Raw genomic sequence first — 16,633 nt, 5'->3', positions numbered from 1 at the left:
ATTGAAGATGGTATTTCACGATGTCCGATGGGGGACTGAATCGTTTTGAAATGAAAATATGAATTATAAAACTATAGACAAATGAAGAATTTAACAATAAGAACAAAGTTAATTGCCGGGTTTATTGTCGTGTCGATGATTGCTTCTTTTATTGGGATTTTTGGATCCATTCGTTTAGCTTGGATTGAAAAGCAAGATCAAGCACTTTATGAACAAGTGACGGTTCAGTTGGGGAACTTGGCAAATACTGTTGACAATTTTCAACGAATTCGTGCTGCCTATCGAGATATGATACAGGCAACAGAAAAAGAAGAGATTGTAAAAGGTGCAAAATTGATAGATGAAATTCTGGGTAGTGTCGATTTGTATGCCGGGGCTTATGAAAAAGGTATCGTCAACGAGGAGGGAAGAATGAAATACGATGCGTTTGTTGTGCCTTTCAATCAGTTTCGTGATGGTGTTGAAAAGTTGAAAATGTTGGCATTGGCTAATAAGGATGATGAGGCTAATGAATATATATTCAGTGAATTGATTATTCCATATCGCGAGGCACAGGTAGGTATGGATGCTTTGTTGGAGTTCAAGGTAAAGCAGGGAGAGTTGCTATCGCAAGATAACATTAGTAAGGCCAATCAAGCAGCTAATATAATGATGGTGCTTGTTGTTTTTGGGTTTATCCTTGCCATAGGTATCGGATTGTTTATTTCGGGCAATATTCGTAAGATTATTAAAGATTTTATGACTGAGACTAATTTATTGGTCGATGGTGCCATTGCCGGGGATTTGAATACGCGTGCGGATGTGTCAAAAATTAATTTTGAGTTACGCTCAATTCCCGAAGGATTCAACAGAACTTTAGATGCCTTAGTACAGCCCATGAACATGGCAGCTGATTATATGCAAAAAATCGCCAATGGGGATCAACTTGAAAAAATTACAGCCAATTACAATGGGGATTTCAATTTGGTGAAAAATAATATAAATCGTTGCATCGACATTTTAGGAGGGCTTAATTGTGAAGTGAAAATGCTAACAGAAGAGGTTGCTAAAGGTCGTTTAAATGTGAAAGCCGATGAGTCTCAGTTTACCGGCTCATGGTACCAATTGGTGAAGGGGATGAATTCGACCATTCATTCACTTGCCGGTTATGTTGACGCAATGCCAACTCCTGCTCTGATTTTAGATGCAGACTATACAATCCAGTATATCAATAAGGCTGGTGCTGAATTAGGTGGTTCGACACCAACAAAATTATTTGGCATGAAGTGTTATGAATTTTTTAAGACTGAAGATTGCCAGACCGAGAAATGTGCTTGTAATAGAGCAATGCGATCACTATCACGGGTTAATTCTGAAACAGTTGCGCGTCCTGGCAATACTCGTTTGGATATTGCTTATTCCGGTGTGCCCATTAAGGATGATAAAGGCGCCGTTGTGGGGGCTTTTGAGGTGATTACGGATCAGACTGCCATAAAAACTGCATTTTCTAAAGCTCAAAAAATAGGGGATTACCAAGCGTTGCATGCAGAACGATTAACCGAAAACTTAAGTTTGTTTGCAAAAGGCGAATTGAATTTGGTGCTTGAAACTGAAATCGGTGATGAAGATACCAAAGAGGCTCGATTGGTATTTGCTCAGATTTTCAATGCTGTTGATGATTCTGTAAAAGCGATGAAATTAATTGCAGAAAAAGCAAGATTGGTTGCAAATGGAGATTTAACTGTTCGCCTTGAAAAACGATCTGATAACGATTTATTGATGCAATCACTTTCCGAAATGGTTGCAAAGCTAAATGAAATAGTGGCACAGATTACGGATGCATCGGAGAATGTGGCTACGGGAAGTAACGAAATGAGTCTGACAGCTACGCAAATCGCTCAAGGAGCCAATGAGCAAGCAGCAAGTGCCGAGGAAGTATCTTCGTCTGTTGAAGAGATGGCGGGAACTATTCAGCAAAATAGTGAGAATGCTATTGAAACCGAGAAAATTGCGACTGCTTCGGCTAAGGGGATTATTGAGGTGAGTTCATCTTCTTCTCAAAGTTTGGATGCCATAAGGTTAATATCCGAAAAGATTCGTGTGATTAATGATATTGCTGAAAAGACCGATATTCTGGCCATTAACGCTGCGATAGAGGCCGCAAGAGCCGGGGAACATGGAAAAGGATTTGCGGTAGTTGCTGCAGAGGTGCGCAAACTGGCAGAGGTGAGTCAAAAAGCGGCGGTGGAAATCAACTCGTTATCTGCCTCTAGTCTTCGTTTGACAGAAGAGGCCGGTACTCAGTTGAATAAGATTATTCCCGATATTGAGAAAACAGCACGACTGGTGCAGGAAATAGCCATGGCCAGCAGAGAACAGAGTGCCGGGGCTGAGCAAATTGCTAAAGCGGTTGATCAGTTCTCTCAAGTGACACAACAAAACTCTGCTGCAGCTGAAGAAATGAGTTCTAGTTCAGAAGAATTATCCGGACAAGCTGATATGCTTAAAGAAGTGATTTCCTTCTTTAATACAGGCAAGAAGGAAAGTAAATTGCAAGAGAAGCGGCGTACTGCTCCGTTGCAGCATCACAAAGGGAATGGCGGTGGATCGACCGGAGGAAATGGAAAAACAGAGAAAAAAGGTTTGGCCATTGTTCTGGATGATTTAGATTCAAATAAGGGGTACGAACAATTTTAATTTTTAATCTACAACCCAATGCCGGCTGATTTTGATTTAATTTAATCAGCCGGCTATGGATTTTTTCGATGTAGGGCAAAGTCTCTAAATATAGTGACTTACTTGATTGATGGATCATTGGAAAACTATGTTATGACCTGTTTGGCAAATATCGACTTCAATATGTATGGAACCATGGGGCAAGTAATAGATGCTTCTACGGGGGATTTGTCGTTGTCGCAATATTTAATGGGCGTAACTGTTCTTATTGCGCTTTTATTATTGATAGGCATGATGGTTTATATCCGGATGCTGTATCGAGAAAATAAGTATTTGTCCGGTCAATTGCATAACGAGATTCAGTTGATGAAATCTGTCATGGAAGTTATGCCATATGGGGTTAGTATTAAGGGTGTTGATGGACGTTATTTGTATTGTAATGAGCGTTTTGCTTATGAATTATGTGTGGCAGCACCCGAGCGATTGAGTGGTAAGTCATTTGACGAGCTGAAATTGGCAGATCCTGCTTGGGAGGTTCTTAAAACGGATGAGATGGTGGTGGCGAAAAATGGCGCTTCAATGACAGAGATCAAACTCAAAGAACCCGGAGATATGCCCGAAAAGTGGTTTAAGGTTCAGCAATTAAAGCTACAATCAAGCATGGGGATTGCCATTGGGCAGGTGGACATGATTGAAGATATTTCTGAGTGGAAGAATTGTCAGATGAATGCTGCTCACAAATCTGAAGTCCTTAGTGTGCTTGCTTATATGGTGGAGTTGTTAGGACGGACATCTCATTTTGGAGATATTTGTCGGCACTTGATAGAGCAAATGACCCTTGTTGCAAATGCTCGGGGAGGCATGATGTGGGAGGTCGAAACATCTGATTCCGGTGAATTGTTTTTTAGGTTGTTAAACCATTTTGGCGATTGTGTTAAAATTGATAAAACGCATTTTTCTGTCCCGAAAACCGCAGGAGATCGGGTGACCAATTATGTTGATCTTTGTAGAAGGGTTGCTACGCTGTCGCGCCCTTTGTCTTCATTTCAGATTTCAGATAATGATCCAGCGGGGAAATTTTTTGGTAAAAAGGATGTGAAGTCATATTTATTTATTCCGGTATCAATCAAGCAGAATGGAGTAGTTGCTGTAATTTGTCTTTTAAATATTGAGGCCGAACGCGAAGATGAGATTCTGGATGATTTAACGCCTTTTTTGGCTCTAAACGGTTACATTATTGAAAATGTGCGTACTGCCAAAATGAAGCAGTATGTCGAAAGTGCCCTCTCGCAATCCAACAGGCAGTTGATGTCATTGATGGATAATCTGCCCGGCACTGTATTTACTTGTTTGAATAATGCAGATCGGTCGTTGACCTTTATGAGTAAAGGTTGCTATCTGTTAACCGGTTATTCCAGTGAATTGTTTTTAAGTCAGGAGATGGGGCTTCAGGATTTGGTGCATCCAGAGGATCGGATGATGGTTTGGAAGAAGTTTCAAGAAGCGATATTGTCAAATAATCCATATCAAATAAACTACCGAATCATTACGCTGGGTGGAGATGTACGATGGATTTGGGAATCGGGCAAAATCGCCTCAGTCAATTCTCCCGGAGGTTATTTAATTGATGGGGTTTTGATGGATATAACTGAACGAGTGGAGCGAAATATGCGATTAGTGGAGAGTGAGAATTTTTGTCGTTCCTTATTGGATGCCATGCCCGATCGTCTATTTCGTGTCAGTCAAAGGGGCGTTGTGTTGGCAACTCCTCAACAATCGCTTTTTTTCTCGTCGTTTGATTCGCATCATGATGCTGTAGGAAAGCACATTTCTAATTTGTTTGGATTGGAGAATGAGGAGTGTTTGATGGATGCGATACGGGAAGTGTTGATGTTGCGCAACTTGCGTGTGATTGAGTTGGCTTCTGGTGAACAGTTGGAGCCTTATTGGCTGGAGATAAGGATTGTTCCATTTGGCGATAATGAAGTGTTGATGATTGTGAAGGATGTGACGAGTGATAAGTTGCTTGAAGCCAGGTTTGAACAGACTGAGTATTTGTTGAAAACTCAATTTGAACAAGGAAACATTGCGATGGGAATACTTAATGATGCTTTGAATTGGAGTCGTGTCAATCATCGGATGGAGAAAATGAGTGGGATGTCAGGAGAATGGCTTTCCGGCTTATGCTGGCGCGATATTGTTGTTCCCGAAGATGTTGACTACACGAGTGTCATGTTTGAGCAATTGCGTAATGGAGAAAAAGAGTTGATTGACGTGGATCTGCGCATTCAATCAAAAGATGGGCGCGTTATTTATACGCATACCAATATCTCGTTGATCAGAAATAGTTTTACAGAGCAGTTGTTCTATCTTGTCTCGATGCAAGATGTAACGTATCGCAAGGAGCTTGAACGTAAGGTGTTGACATCGGTGATTGAGACCGAAGAACGAGAGCGTATTCGGTTTGCGCAAGAGCTGCACGATGGGTTGGGGCCGATTCTTTCATCCATAAAAATGTATGTTCAATGGATTCAGATGCCTGATCTGAAGACGGATCCGCATGTTATTTTGTCAGACACCGAGCATTTGGTGGATGAAGCCCATCGAACCGTTCGGGAGATTTCATTTAATATGAGTCCACACGTGTTGAAGAATTTTGGATTGATACCGGCATTGGAGACTTTTACCAATAAACTTTCGGAAGTGAATCGAGTGTTGTTTGATTATCAAGTAACAGGTATTAAAGGGCGTTTTTCCGAAGAGGTGGAAATTATTTTGTACCGAGTATTGACCGAATGTATTAACAATGCGATGAAGTATGCCGAAGCTTCAGAAATCGTTATATCAATAGAGCAATCGGAAAATGTTTTATCTGTTTGCTGTAGGGATAATGGAAAAGGGTTCGATGTTGAAGATGTTTTGGCTAAACGCAAGGGAATGGGGTTGTTTAATATGAATAATCGATTGCGAACATTATCCGGAAAGTTGGATATCCACAGTCAGCCAGGTTGTGGTACAGAGGTGTGTATGGTGTTGAATCTTAATTAAAAATAATGGCTATGTATTCAGTTATCATTGTCGATGATCATAAGATGTTTCGTGAGAGCTTAAAAAAAATGCTTCACATGGAGGGATTGGTTAAAGTGATTGCGGAAGCCTCTAATGGAAAGGAGTTTTTGAATTTGTTATCGTCACATCAGCCTGATGTCGTTCTGATGGATATTTCCATGCCGGAAATGGATGGAGTGGAGGCGACTCGTATGGGTATTGAGTTGATCCCTGATCTGAAGGTGTTGACTTTATCATCATTTGGTGATGAACGCTATTATTATTCGATGATTGAATCGGGTGTGAAGGGGTTTGTACTTAAGAGTTCCGGGATTCATGAATTACTTCAGGCCATTGAAGAGGTATCGGCCGGAGGAAGTTGGTTTTCAAACGAACTGTTGCGAAAAGTCATCTCTTCAATTGGAAAAACACCTGGTGAGTCGAAACGCGAAACGCTGTCAGAGCGGGAGGTTGAAATCTTAAAATTGGTGTGCGAAGGGTATAGTACAGAGCAAATTGCACGGGATTTATCGTTGGAATTTGACGATGTTCTGATGATGAAAGAGGGGGTTTTGCACAAAACGTCTTCTGCCAATACAGCCGCTTTGGTGATGTATGCAATTCGTAATAGCTTGATTGAGATTTGAGTGTGTTCGATAACCCGAATCGATTGATTTGTGTGGCATTTTTTTGTGAGAGATGGAAGGAATGATTGGATTGTATGAAATGTTTCTATCTGTACCGGGGATTTTTGTGAATGGGGTTGAATTCTCGGGTGTCTGTTGCTAACCTTTTTATCTATGAAGAAACGACGTTTTTATAGTTCGATTTACGATCGTCCTGATACCTCCATTACAAAAGACGAATCGCTTACTTTTTCCGAAAGGGATGAGGATTTGAGCGATTTTTCGAAGTGGGTTGCATTGATGGATGAGATAGATGTGGATGCCTTGGGGTGTTCAAGTTTTTCGGTTGAAGATTTTGTTCAAGCTGATTGGTTTCAGCGGTTTCATGAGCCGATGTGTCTATTGGGGGCTGGGGGGAAGGTATTGTGTCATAATGTTGCATTTGGAACGCATGTGCTGTCGTATCGGAGGGGGGAGGACGTATTGGTTATAGGCCAACTATTGACGCCCGAAAAGGCGGACTGGTTTGAGGGGTTGTTTGTGACCGGTGCCTATAACCATTCTGATCATTTACATCATTGGGTCACTTATCTGTCTCCATCAGGCGAATTGATGCGTGGTGCAATTGAGGCTTATCCGATTGAACTTGAGTCGATGTGGGTGTTAATACTTCATGTGTCATGCGAGCATGATTCTGATGACTATCAACCGGTCTGTTTGACTGATAAGTATAAAATGGCATTTGAAATCAGTCCGGATGTGATTTGTATCACGCGTTTGTCCGATGGTTTTTTTGTGGAGGTTAACGATAATTTTCTGAAATTTTCGGGGTATGAGATGCATGAAGTCATCGGAAAAACATCTCTTGATCTAAATTTTTGGGCTGAACCGCAACAGCGGGATATTTTATTACAGAAGTTGATTTTAGAAGGTTCGATTGATAATGTGGAGATTCAGTTTCGGTTGAAAGATGGGAGCATTGCCGAAGCCATGGTGTCGATGCGTACCATTTCGGTGAATCATCAGGCGCATTTGTTTTTGTTTGCCCGTGACATCAGATATCGTAAGGAGTTGGAGTTCAAATACCGATTGCTTTTTGAAAACTTAAGTTCAGGATTTGCTTTGCTTGAGAGCAAATTTAGCTCACAGAGGGAGATGAATGTGTTTGTTTTTGTGGATGTGAATCCTGCTTTTGAGACAATTTTGGGATTCACATCTGATCAGATTGTGGGGCGGGAGATCAATGACGTCATTCCACATCTCGATGTGGAAATGCATGATGCCCTGTTAGAGGTGGCCAATGATGGACAATTTAAGCGATGTGTGGATGAGCGTTTTATTGAGGGGAAAAAGTTTCGGATCATGGTTTTTTGTCCCAAAAAAGGCTTTATCGCGATATTGTTTGAAGATATTACTGAAATGATGAGGCAACAAGATGAGTTGCACGAACGCGACGAGCAGTTGCGACAAATGTTTGAGCACACACACTCGGTGCTGATGTTGCTCAATCGGGACGGGGAGTTGGTAAGATTGAACCGAGCCGGCTTTGAATTGGCGGCTCATTTAAATAGTGATTATAGTGGGCTGCGTCCCGGTAATTTGATGAATTGCGTTGGAACCATTAATAATCCCCGTGGATGTGGGTTGGGGCCGGTTTGTAAAACCTGCCGGTTGAGGAAGATGGCGCGTGAAACTTATGTGTCCGGTAAATCATTTATCCGTGAAGAGATATGGGTGTCGCAAATGAATCAAGGTGCTGTGCGCCGACTTTATTTGTTGGTTTCCATATCACGGTTGATATTGAAATCGGGAACCCACTTGTTGATTTCAATTGACGATATCACGCGGCGAAAAATTATGGAAGATGATTTGGTTTCTGCCAAACAGCGTGCTGAAGAGAGTGATCGGCTTAAGACAGCTTTCTTTAGTAATTTGTCTCATGAAATACGTACGCCGTTAAATGGGATTATTGGTTTTTCTAATTTATTGAAGAAGAAAGATATTTCGCCATCCGATTTGTCGCTTTATACGCATTACATCAATGAAAACAGCAATCGTTTGTTGATGATTATGAACAATGTGATTGAATTGGCGCAGCTGAATTCTCATTTGATGAAGATTGTCAATAGTGAATTTGATCTTGAAAAGGCTGTGGTTGAGACCTTGAGGATTGGGAAAACCATGAATCCCGAAAAACAGTTGAATGTTCGTTATAAAATTGTAGGAGACAAGCAAGTGATTGGTTATCCGACTGTTTTTACGAGTGCTCTTAAGCAGTTGGTTCTTAATTCTTATAAGTTTACTCTCTTTGGGAGCATTGGTGTTAAGTGCACTACCTCTGCGGGACGTTTGTGTTGTATTGTGGCTGATACCGGAATTGGTATTGAAGCTTCATTTCAGGATTTGATTTTTGAACCTTTCCGCCAACAGGAGGACGGGATGACCCGTAATTATGGGGGGATCGGTCTGGGGTTGGCTATTGTCAAAGAATACATGAAGTTGGTGGATGGCAGCATTACGTTAAAATCGATTCCCGGACGAGGATCTGTGTTCCGGATTGAAATGCCTGTGATGTCATCCGAACAGTTTGATGTGTCGAGGTCGAAAGTCGATTTTAGTGTGAAGAAGAATTGAATGTGGGATGGACGGTTGTTTGGGGCTGAATTGAGGATGTGAAATTGGATGTATTAAAATACTTGGAATGAATTATTGAACTTTTAATAATGGAATGATTATGTCTGACGTAGTACTGATTGTAGATGACGAGTTTTCAAATTTCTTAGTGATTCGCGAGTATTTGTCGGCAATTGGGGTGGTGGCCATTTTGGCCAAGGATGGGATTGAAGCTGTGGAGTGTGTGCAGGGAAATGCAGATATTAAGTTGGTGTTTATGGATTTGCGGATGCCCCAAATGGATGGTTTTTACGCCACCCGTTTGATTGGAGCCATTCGTCCTGGCTTACCGGTGATTGCTCAAACGGCGTATTATTATAACAATATTCAGGAGGAGATTGTGTGCAACGGGTTTGATGGCTATTTGTTGAAGCCATTTACCGAAGAGCAATTGTTGGATGTTGTTAAAAAGTACATCCCGGTGGTTTCCGAAACATGAATTGGGGCATTGCATTCGTGCAAAAGGAGGGAGTGAAAACGAATAAATCATGAAGGCATGTGGCGAAGGAATCAGATTGTAATAATCATATAAACAAAGCATACGTATGAGCAGTCATCGTAAAAAGCCCATTAAGCATCACTTTTTATCAGCCTTTCGTCCCGTGCCGAATAGAATCGGTTTGGAGCCGACAAAGGAGTTGTCGGCAATTTATCGTTATTCGTATCTGTTAATGGTGGCATGGGTTGCCATTGTCATGGGGTCGTTGTGGTGGAATTGGCATCTACAGGATGAGAGCATGCAGCGTTTTGCTCTGGCTGAGGCTCAGAGTGCATTCGTCAAGGACATGGTGTATCGGCAGTGGGTGTCGAACCAAGGTGGGGTGTATGTGGTGATGACCGATAGTTCTCAGGTAAATCCTTATCTGTCGCATTTGCCAAACCGTGATTTGGTGACCACCGATGGTGTGAATCTCACATTGGTTAACCCTGCTTTTATGACGCGTCAGGTCAACGAACTAGGGAACGAACGTTTTGGATTAAAGGGTCACATTACCAGTTTGAGATTGTTGCGTCCAGAGAATGCTCCCGATGAGTGGGAGCGTAAGGTGTTGACTATGTTCGAGCAAGGAGTCGATGAGTACAGTAACCTGGATACTGAGGACGGGCGTCAATGTGTTCGGTATATGAAGGCTTTGCACGACACGCCTGAGTGTATGAAGTGTCATGGCGGCGAGGCTTTTTCTCAGGCCGGTATCAGGGGAGGATTGAGCGTGTCAGTGCCATTGGAAAGGTATCAGGCCTATTGGGCTTCGTTCTTTTATGGGAAAATCCCGGTGCATGCCGCGTTGTTGGTGTTAGGGCTGGTGTTTATTGTGGTAGGGCGACGTCGCATGATGCGCTATGCATTAGATACGTCAAATGCCTTGAAAGATGCCCGAGATAAAGAAGAGGCTTTGGTGCTTCAGAACAATGAAATTATCATGAAGAACCGTAAACTCGACGAGATGCACGGCCGTTTAGCTGTGAAAAATCTTCAGTTGCAGGCGTTTAATAAGTTGACGGCAGGCATTTTGAGTGCTGTTTCCGAAGATGAGTTCTTTGATGTGGTGGGGGACATTACTCAAAAGATATTGGATATTCCCTACATGAGTATTTATTCGGCATCCTCGGCCGAAGGAATGCCCCGTACCATTGTGCAGCGGGGAGAGTTACCCAATGGGGGGATGTCGGGAGCCGATCACGGGGGGTGTTGTCCCTTATCGGGCGATAAGCCTGAGAATCCCTTGCAGATGCGCACCGGGAATTGTGCATTCCATCAGAGTTCCTGGGCATGGATGCCTTTGTCGGTGCGGGGACAAATATGGGGCTGGATGATTTTTATTTCTAACGAAATGTACAAGTTCGATTCGTCCGATATGCAGTCGTTTTTACGACGGCTCGCTTATCAGGTCGGGGCGGGTATTCAAACCATTTTTTTGAGGAAAGAGAAGATGGACGAAGAGGCGCAGGTGCTTCAGGAAAATTATGACCTGACGCTGCTCAATTCTTCCAAAAATCGATTCTTTTCGGTGGTGGCGCACGATTTGAAAAATCCCTTTAATGTGATTATGGGGTTGTCGGATGTTCTGCGAAAGGGATACAGAACTTTTGATGACGAAAAAATGAAGCTCATTATCGACAATTTACATGATGCGACATCTAAAACAGCTCATTTGTTGGATAATTTATTGGAGTGGGGGCGCATTCAGCTCGAGGAATTGCGTTTTGAACCTGAGCGACAAAATCTCCGTTCGGTGGCTGAGCAAAGCTTGGCAGATGTAGAATTATTGGCTCGACAAAAAGGGGTCACCATTGTGAACCGGATTAATAAAAAAATCGACATCATGGCTGATTCTTACATTGCCCGCTCTGTATTTCGTAATCTGTTGTCAAATAGTGTGAAGTTCTCGTTTTTTGGAGGCAAAGTTTGGGTCGATGCCAAGACTGAGGGCGATTGGGTTAGATGTAGTGTGACTGACCGCGGGGTGGGGGTGGAACATGATAAGGTGAAAAACCTGTTTCGTGTTGATGAAAAAATGAGCACCATTGGTACGTTTGGCGAAAAAGGTTCCGGATTGGGACTGGTGCTCTGTCGAGAGTTCATCGAAAAACATGGCGGGGAAATTTATATTGAACACCCCTCGGCCGGTGGGTTGCGGGTGGTGTTTACATTGCCGGCTCTTGCGGGTGATGGTTATGCCGATGAAGGGAGTGCTTCTATTCATCATGCAAAGGTTTGTTTGGCCATTCCTTAATGTGGTGACATTGATACAAAACACCCCGGCTTGCAAGCAATGCAAACCGGGGCGTTTCATTTTATATCGCTGTTGGCAAAATTACAGCATGGGTTCGAGGATGAAACCATATTGGTAGTTTTTGGCCTTAAAGCGGTATTGGGCATGTGGGTATGCCCCCCAGCTGTTATCGCCGCCCACGCCCATTTGAAACAGGTCGATGCTCATGTAAATGTTCGCACGAGGATGAATGTCGGTAGTGTGTTGTTGTTTCTTTGTTAGTCCCGGGTCAAAGTCGGCATCGGTGTTGCGCAGTGCCTTGAAGTTTAGTGGCTGTAAACCGATAACTTTTAACCCTTTGCCTTGCTCGTTGGTGAGGGTGGCCCAGCGGATGTCGGTTTTGTTGCCGTTTTCCTGGGGGCGAATGTAGGGGACGTACTGTTGCTCAACGGTCGATTGATGGATGCCCACGAATGCCGAGGTGTTGCGGTCGATGTAGTTCTCCCAGGGGCCACGGCCGTAGTAGCTCAGTTGGTTCAGTGAGCCTTTCACCGGCAGGGTGAAGCCCCAGCGGGGCATCTCGGGCAGAGTGGCCTGACCGGCCTCGAAGGCGGCATCGACCAACAGTGCGCCTTGAGCATTGAGGGCGTAACGGATGCGAAGGGTTGACATCACATCGGGGAGTTGTACAAAGGCCAGAACTTCGGGGTGACCTGATTCGGTGTTGGTGATCACATCAATTTTATCGAGTCGGCTGTTTTTTCCGGCGGTGCGCCAAATGTTGAACTTAACGGGGTAATGGTATCCAAAGTCGTTGTCGGTGGGTGCGCGCCAAAAGTTAGGTTCGGCGCTGCCGGCCAGCAACTCTGTGCCGTTTGCCACAAAGGAGGAGAGCAGGCCACTGCGTTTGTCGATGCGCACAGTCACGTTGGCCGATTTCATCTCGATGTGGCGATCGCCGGGGGTGATGCTGATTTTGTCGGTTTGGGTGAATGTCTGGCGGCTAAAGTAGTCGTTGCTGCCGAGTTGGAACTGCTCGCGAGCCACCTCATGTTCGGCGGGCACCATGGTGGTGGCGCGGGTGGTGTGGGCATAGACGTTGAGCAGCCACTCACCCTCAAGGTCGGTGGGGGGGAGTTTTAGGGTCACATCTTCGGAGGTCAGTGGAGCCACGGCCGCAGTGAACTCGCCCGTGGCGGTTTGTTGGCCGTCTTTGAGCAGCTCCCAGGTGAAGCGGTAATTGTCAAGTGACGTGAAGCAATGTTCGTTGGTGATGGTGAGGATACCTTTCGAGAGATCTTTGGCCTTGAAGAGGATGTCCTGATACACCTTTTTCACCTCCATTAGGCCGGGATGGGGGGTGCGGTCGGGGAACACCAGTCCGTTGAGGCAAAAGTTCTCATCGTGGGTATAGTTGTGTCCACCCAGGTCGCCGCCATAGGCCCAGTAGGGGCGGCCGGTTTCGTCGCGGGTGAGCAGACCCTGATCGACCCAGTCCCAAATGAAACCGCCCTGCATGTGGGGGCTGTTGCGAATGATGGTCCAATACTCCTGAAAGTTACCCGAGCTGTTGCCCATGGCGTGCGAATATTCGCACATGATGAAGGGGCGTCCTGGATTGGTGCGTGCAGCATACTCTTTCATGTAGTTGATGCCGGGATACATGGGGCACACCACATCGGTGTTGCTGTTTTGCCCCGATTGCTCAAACTGCACCAGACGGGTGTTGTCGCGTTGTTTCATCCATTGGTAAGCATCGTAAAATACCTGACCGTTGCCGCATTCGTTGCCCATGCTCCAGAGGATGACTGACGGGTGGTTTTTATCGCGTTCCACCAGTCGTACGATGCGATCCATGTGAGCGGCGTGCCACTGGGGCAGGTAGGCGGGGTGGATGGCTTTGTTGAAGCCCCCCTGTAACTCGGCGCCCATGGCGTGGGTTTCGATGTTGGCTTCGTCCACCAGGTAGAGGCCGTGTTCGTCGCATAATTTTATCCAAAGGGTGCTGTGGGGATAGTGGCTGGTGCGAACGGCGTTGACATTGTGTTGTTTCATCACCGCTATGTCCTTGAGCATGGTTTCTCGGGTCACGTAATGGCCGGTTTGGTCGTGGTGCTCGTGCAGGTTGACGCCTTTCACGGTCACGGGTTTGCCGTTGACCAGCAGTTGGCTGTTTTTGAGTTCCACGGTGCGGAATCCGATTTTGCACGAGGTCATTTCATCGCCCATGCGCACCACCAGGGTGTAGAGGTTGGGATGTTCGGCACTCCACTGTTTGGGTGCCGTTACCGGGGTGCGGAAGGTGTGAGTGGCCTGCGCAGCTGCGTTAACCGTTAGCGCGGCATCTTGTGAGAGGATGGTTTTGCCATCGGCGTCTACCAGTTCCAGACCGATGGATGCTTTGGCGGCTTTGGTCAGATTGTTTTTCACGGTCACATCTACCGCCAGGGTGCCGTTCACGTAGGCGGCATCCAGCCCTGCCCGGGCAAAGAAATCGGAGAGACGCACTTGCGGGGTGCTATAGAGGTACACATCGCGGTCGATGCCCGAGAGGCGCCAGAAGTCCTGATCTTCGAGGTACGATCCGTCGCTCCATCGGTACACCTCCACGGCCAGCAGGTTGCTGCCCTTGCGTACGTAGGGGGTAAGGTCGAACTCCACGGGGCTTTTGGTCACCTGACTGTAGCCCACCTTTTGTCCGTTTACCCACACATACATGGCCGAGGTGCCGGCCTCAAAGTGCAGGAACACGCGGCGTCCGTCCCAGCTGGCGGGAACGGTAAAGGTGCGGCGGTACGATCCCACGGGGTTGTCGGTGTGGGGGATGAGGGGCGGATTTTTGGGGTAGGGGTAGGTGATGTTGGTGTAGATGGGGGTGCCGTAGCCTTGCAGTTCCCAGTTGGAGGGCACGGGGATGGAGTTCCAGGCCGAGGCATCGAACGCTTCAGTATAGAAATCGGCGGGACGGGCATCGGGCGTCGGGCTCCAGTGGAACTGCCAGTCGCCGTTGAGCGGCAGATGAAAGGCCGATGCTTCGTAGCGGTCGGTCATGGCATCGTGGCGGTTGTCGTACATCATAAAGGTGGCACGGGGCGCCTCTTTGTTGATGCCAAAAACCGCCGGGTTCTCCCAGTCGGGCGTTTGCGCCGGCATCGCCAGGGTGGTGGCCAGAGCCATGCCAAGCAGCGTGTGGTGTGGTTTCATAGTATTGTATTTAGTGGATATTAGTTCGTTCTTATGAATGTTGAGTTTTCAATGAACACAGAGTAAAAATAAACGCAAAGGCGCGAAGGCGCTGTGTTATTTTGTTACGTCATGCGTTTAAGTAACAATGCAGATAACTCAAATGAGTTATGATAGTAGGTATGGAGACTGAGATTGTTTTGAAAATGCGAGACGTAATCGATTCAATATACTCATTGTTTGGGGATTCATTTAAACGCAAAGACGCTAAGCAATTAAACGTTACGAATTAATTCTCTGCGTCTCTGAGTCTTTGCGTTTAATTTCTTGCTCTTGCACTTTCTCTCTTTTGCACTTTTTCCCTTTCTCTCACCACCCCTTGAGCTTTTTATACCGCACGAGGGCCTCCACAAAATAGTAGTCGGCATAGGTGAGTGGCACGTCCACCTCGGTATTGTTGGGCATGTGGCCCACGCTGTGTTTGAGGATGAAGTTGCCGTTGTTGCCCGGTGCGTTGCGATACGGCGGAGCCGCCAGGGCGCGCAGTTGCGTTTCGGCCACCGAGAGGTATTGTTTGGCGGTTTTTGCATCGACATAGCCGCTCAGTTCGATGAGGGCCGAGCAGATGAGGGCACCGGCAGAGGCGTCGCGGTAGGTGTCGGGGATGTTGGGGGCGTCGAAGTCCCAGTAGGGGATTTTGTCGGACGGCAGGCGCGGGTGGTTGAGGATGAAGGCGGCAATGTGGCGCGCATGGTTGAGGTAGGTGGTGTCGCGGGTGAAGCGGTACATCATGGTGTATCCGTACAGCCCCCATCCCTGACCGCGTGCCCAGGCCGAGGCGTGGCTATAGCCCTGGGCAGTGTGTTTAAGCTCGGGACGGCCGGTGAGGGTGTCGTAGCTCACCACGTGGTAGCAGCTGTAGTCGGGGCGATAGTGGTGTTGCAGGGTGGTGTTGGCATGGGTGATGGCCACATGGGCATACTGATCGTTTTTAAATTCCCCGGCGGCCCACATGAGCATCTCCAGGTTCATCATGTTGTCGATGATCACGGGGTACTGCCACTGCTTGTTCCATTCGGCCCGGTCCCACGAAAGGATGCAGCCCGTGGCCGGACGAAAGCGGGTGATGAGCGAGTTGGAGGCGTTGCGGATGATGGTGGCATAGGTGGTGTCGCCCGTCAGGCGCAGGGCGTTGCCAAAGGGGCAGAAAATCATGAAACCCACGTCGTGGTTGTCGGTGGTGTATTGCTGATCGGCCACGCGCATCGAGATGAGGTGCGCCTGTTGGCGGAGTTCGTCGGTGGGGGTGTTTTCGTAGAGATACCACAGCACGCCGGGGAAGAAGCCGCTGACCCACCAGCCCGAGTTGCAGGTGATGAGCCGCCCAAAGCGGTCGGTGGTTTGGGGCAGACGGTTGGGGCGGTCGGCCAGCGAGTGAGCCATGGCCAGGCTTTGTTGGGTGGCAAAGGCGAGGGCATCATTCACCACCGTCTTCATGGGCTGGGGCTTGGGGCATTTTTGGGCGTTGGCTGTCAGCAGGGTGAGCGACAACAGCAGCAGGGGAAGGATTTTTGTCATATTTGATTGGTTTTATTTGTTTAAACGCAAAGGCGCTGAGTCTTTTATGGAATATCAAAAGCGCGAAAAATTGAACACTAAACACTCGTTCTCCGTTTTGTTTTCTCTGCGACTTAGCGTCTCTGCGTTTAAATCCATACAGAGTCACCCGGCGTC

General features: G+C 46.5%; 8 protein-coding genes. 6 read left to right on the top strand and 2 right to left on the bottom strand.

The genetic code is table 11. The features are described from left to right. The first annotated feature begins 81 nt into the window (after positions 1-81). From LX69_RS10950 to LX69_RS10925, 6 genes are all read left to right on the top strand, one after another. Positions 82-2,676 carry a methyl-accepting chemotaxis protein gene (locus LX69_RS10950; RefSeq protein WP_111446094.1) on the top strand — a complete coding sequence of 865 codons (2,595 nt, stop codon included), beginning with the start codon at positions 82-84 and terminating at the stop codon, positions 2,674-2,676. Positions 2,677-2,850: 174 nt separating this feature from the next. Beyond that, a complete protein-coding gene (locus tag LX69_RS10945; protein WP_170124341.1) occupies positions 2,851-5,703 on the top strand; it encodes a PAS domain S-box protein in 2,853 nt (950 codons plus the stop codon). Between the two features lie 11 nt (positions 5,704-5,714). After that, positions 5,715-6,350, top strand: a complete 636-nt coding sequence (locus tag LX69_RS10940) for a response regulator transcription factor (protein WP_221621342.1) — start codon at positions 5,715-5,717, stop codon at positions 6,348-6,350. A gap of 153 nt (positions 6,351-6,503) precedes the next feature. After that, positions 6,504-8,963, top strand: a complete 2,460-nt coding sequence (locus tag LX69_RS10935; protein ID WP_111446090.1) for a PAS domain-containing sensor histidine kinase — start codon at positions 6,504-6,506, stop codon at positions 8,961-8,963. 100 nt (positions 8,964-9,063) lie between these two features. Further along, positions 9,064-9,441: a response regulator gene (locus LX69_RS10930; RefSeq protein ID WP_170124340.1), complete on the top strand. Its 378-nt coding sequence runs from the start codon at positions 9,064-9,066 to the stop codon at positions 9,439-9,441. A gap of 106 nt (positions 9,442-9,547) precedes the next feature. Then, entirely contained in the window at positions 9,548-11,737 is a 2,190-nt protein-coding gene (locus LX69_RS10925; RefSeq protein ID WP_111446088.1) for an ATP-binding protein, read from the top strand. An 81-nt stretch (positions 11,738-11,818) separates the two neighbouring features. On the opposite strand, the gene LX69_RS10920 is transcribed toward LX69_RS10925, so the two are convergent. Both LX69_RS10920 and LX69_RS10915 read right to left on the bottom strand, forming a co-directional pair. After that, the gene (locus LX69_RS10920; protein ID WP_111446086.1) at positions 11,819-14,920 is read right to left on the bottom strand and encodes a glycoside hydrolase family 2 TIM barrel-domain containing protein; all 3,102 of its coding nucleotides are present in this window, start codon (positions 14,918-14,920) and stop codon (positions 11,819-11,821) included. Positions 14,921-15,268: 348 nt separating this feature from the next. After that, positions 15,269-16,477: a glycoside hydrolase family 88 protein gene (locus LX69_RS10915; protein WP_111446084.1), complete on the bottom strand. Its 1,209-nt coding sequence runs from the start codon at positions 16,475-16,477 to the stop codon at positions 15,269-15,271. Positions 16,478-16,633: the final 156 nt, after the last annotated feature.

The organism is Breznakibacter xylanolyticus, from assembly GCF_003254275.1.
GTDB classification, from domain to species: Bacteria; Bacteroidota; Bacteroidia; order Bacteroidales; family Marinilabiliaceae; genus Breznakibacter; species Breznakibacter xylanolyticus.
This window is presented reverse-complemented; position numbering and strand designations above follow the sequence as displayed.

Bases quoted from the DNA above. Each gene is read 5' to 3' on its own strand.
- LX69_RS10930 (WP_170124340.1), top strand. From the start codon at position 9,064: ATGTCTGACGTAGTACTGATTGTAGATGACGAGTTTTCAAATTTCTTA.
- LX69_RS10925 (WP_111446088.1), top strand. From the start codon at position 9,548: ATGAGCAGTCATCGTAAAAAGCCCATTAAGCATCACTTTTTATCAGCC.
- LX69_RS10915 (WP_111446084.1), bottom strand. From the start codon at position 16,477: ATGACAAAAATCCTTCCCCTGCTGCTGTTGTCGCTCACCCTGCTGACA.
- LX69_RS10935 (WP_111446090.1), top strand. From the start codon at position 6,504: ATGAAGAAACGACGTTTTTATAGTTCGATTTACGATCGTCCTGATACC.
- LX69_RS10920 (WP_111446086.1), bottom strand. From the start codon at position 14,920: ATGAAACCACACCACACGCTGCTTGGCATGGCTCTGGCCACCACCCTG.
- LX69_RS10950 (WP_111446094.1), top strand. From the start codon at position 82: ATGAAGAATTTAACAATAAGAACAAAGTTAATTGCCGGGTTTATTGTC.
- LX69_RS10945 (WP_170124341.1), top strand. From the start codon at position 2,851: ATGGGGCAAGTAATAGATGCTTCTACGGGGGATTTGTCGTTGTCGCAA.
- LX69_RS10940 (WP_221621342.1), top strand. From the start codon at position 5,715: ATGTATTCAGTTATCATTGTCGATGATCATAAGATGTTTCGTGAGAGC.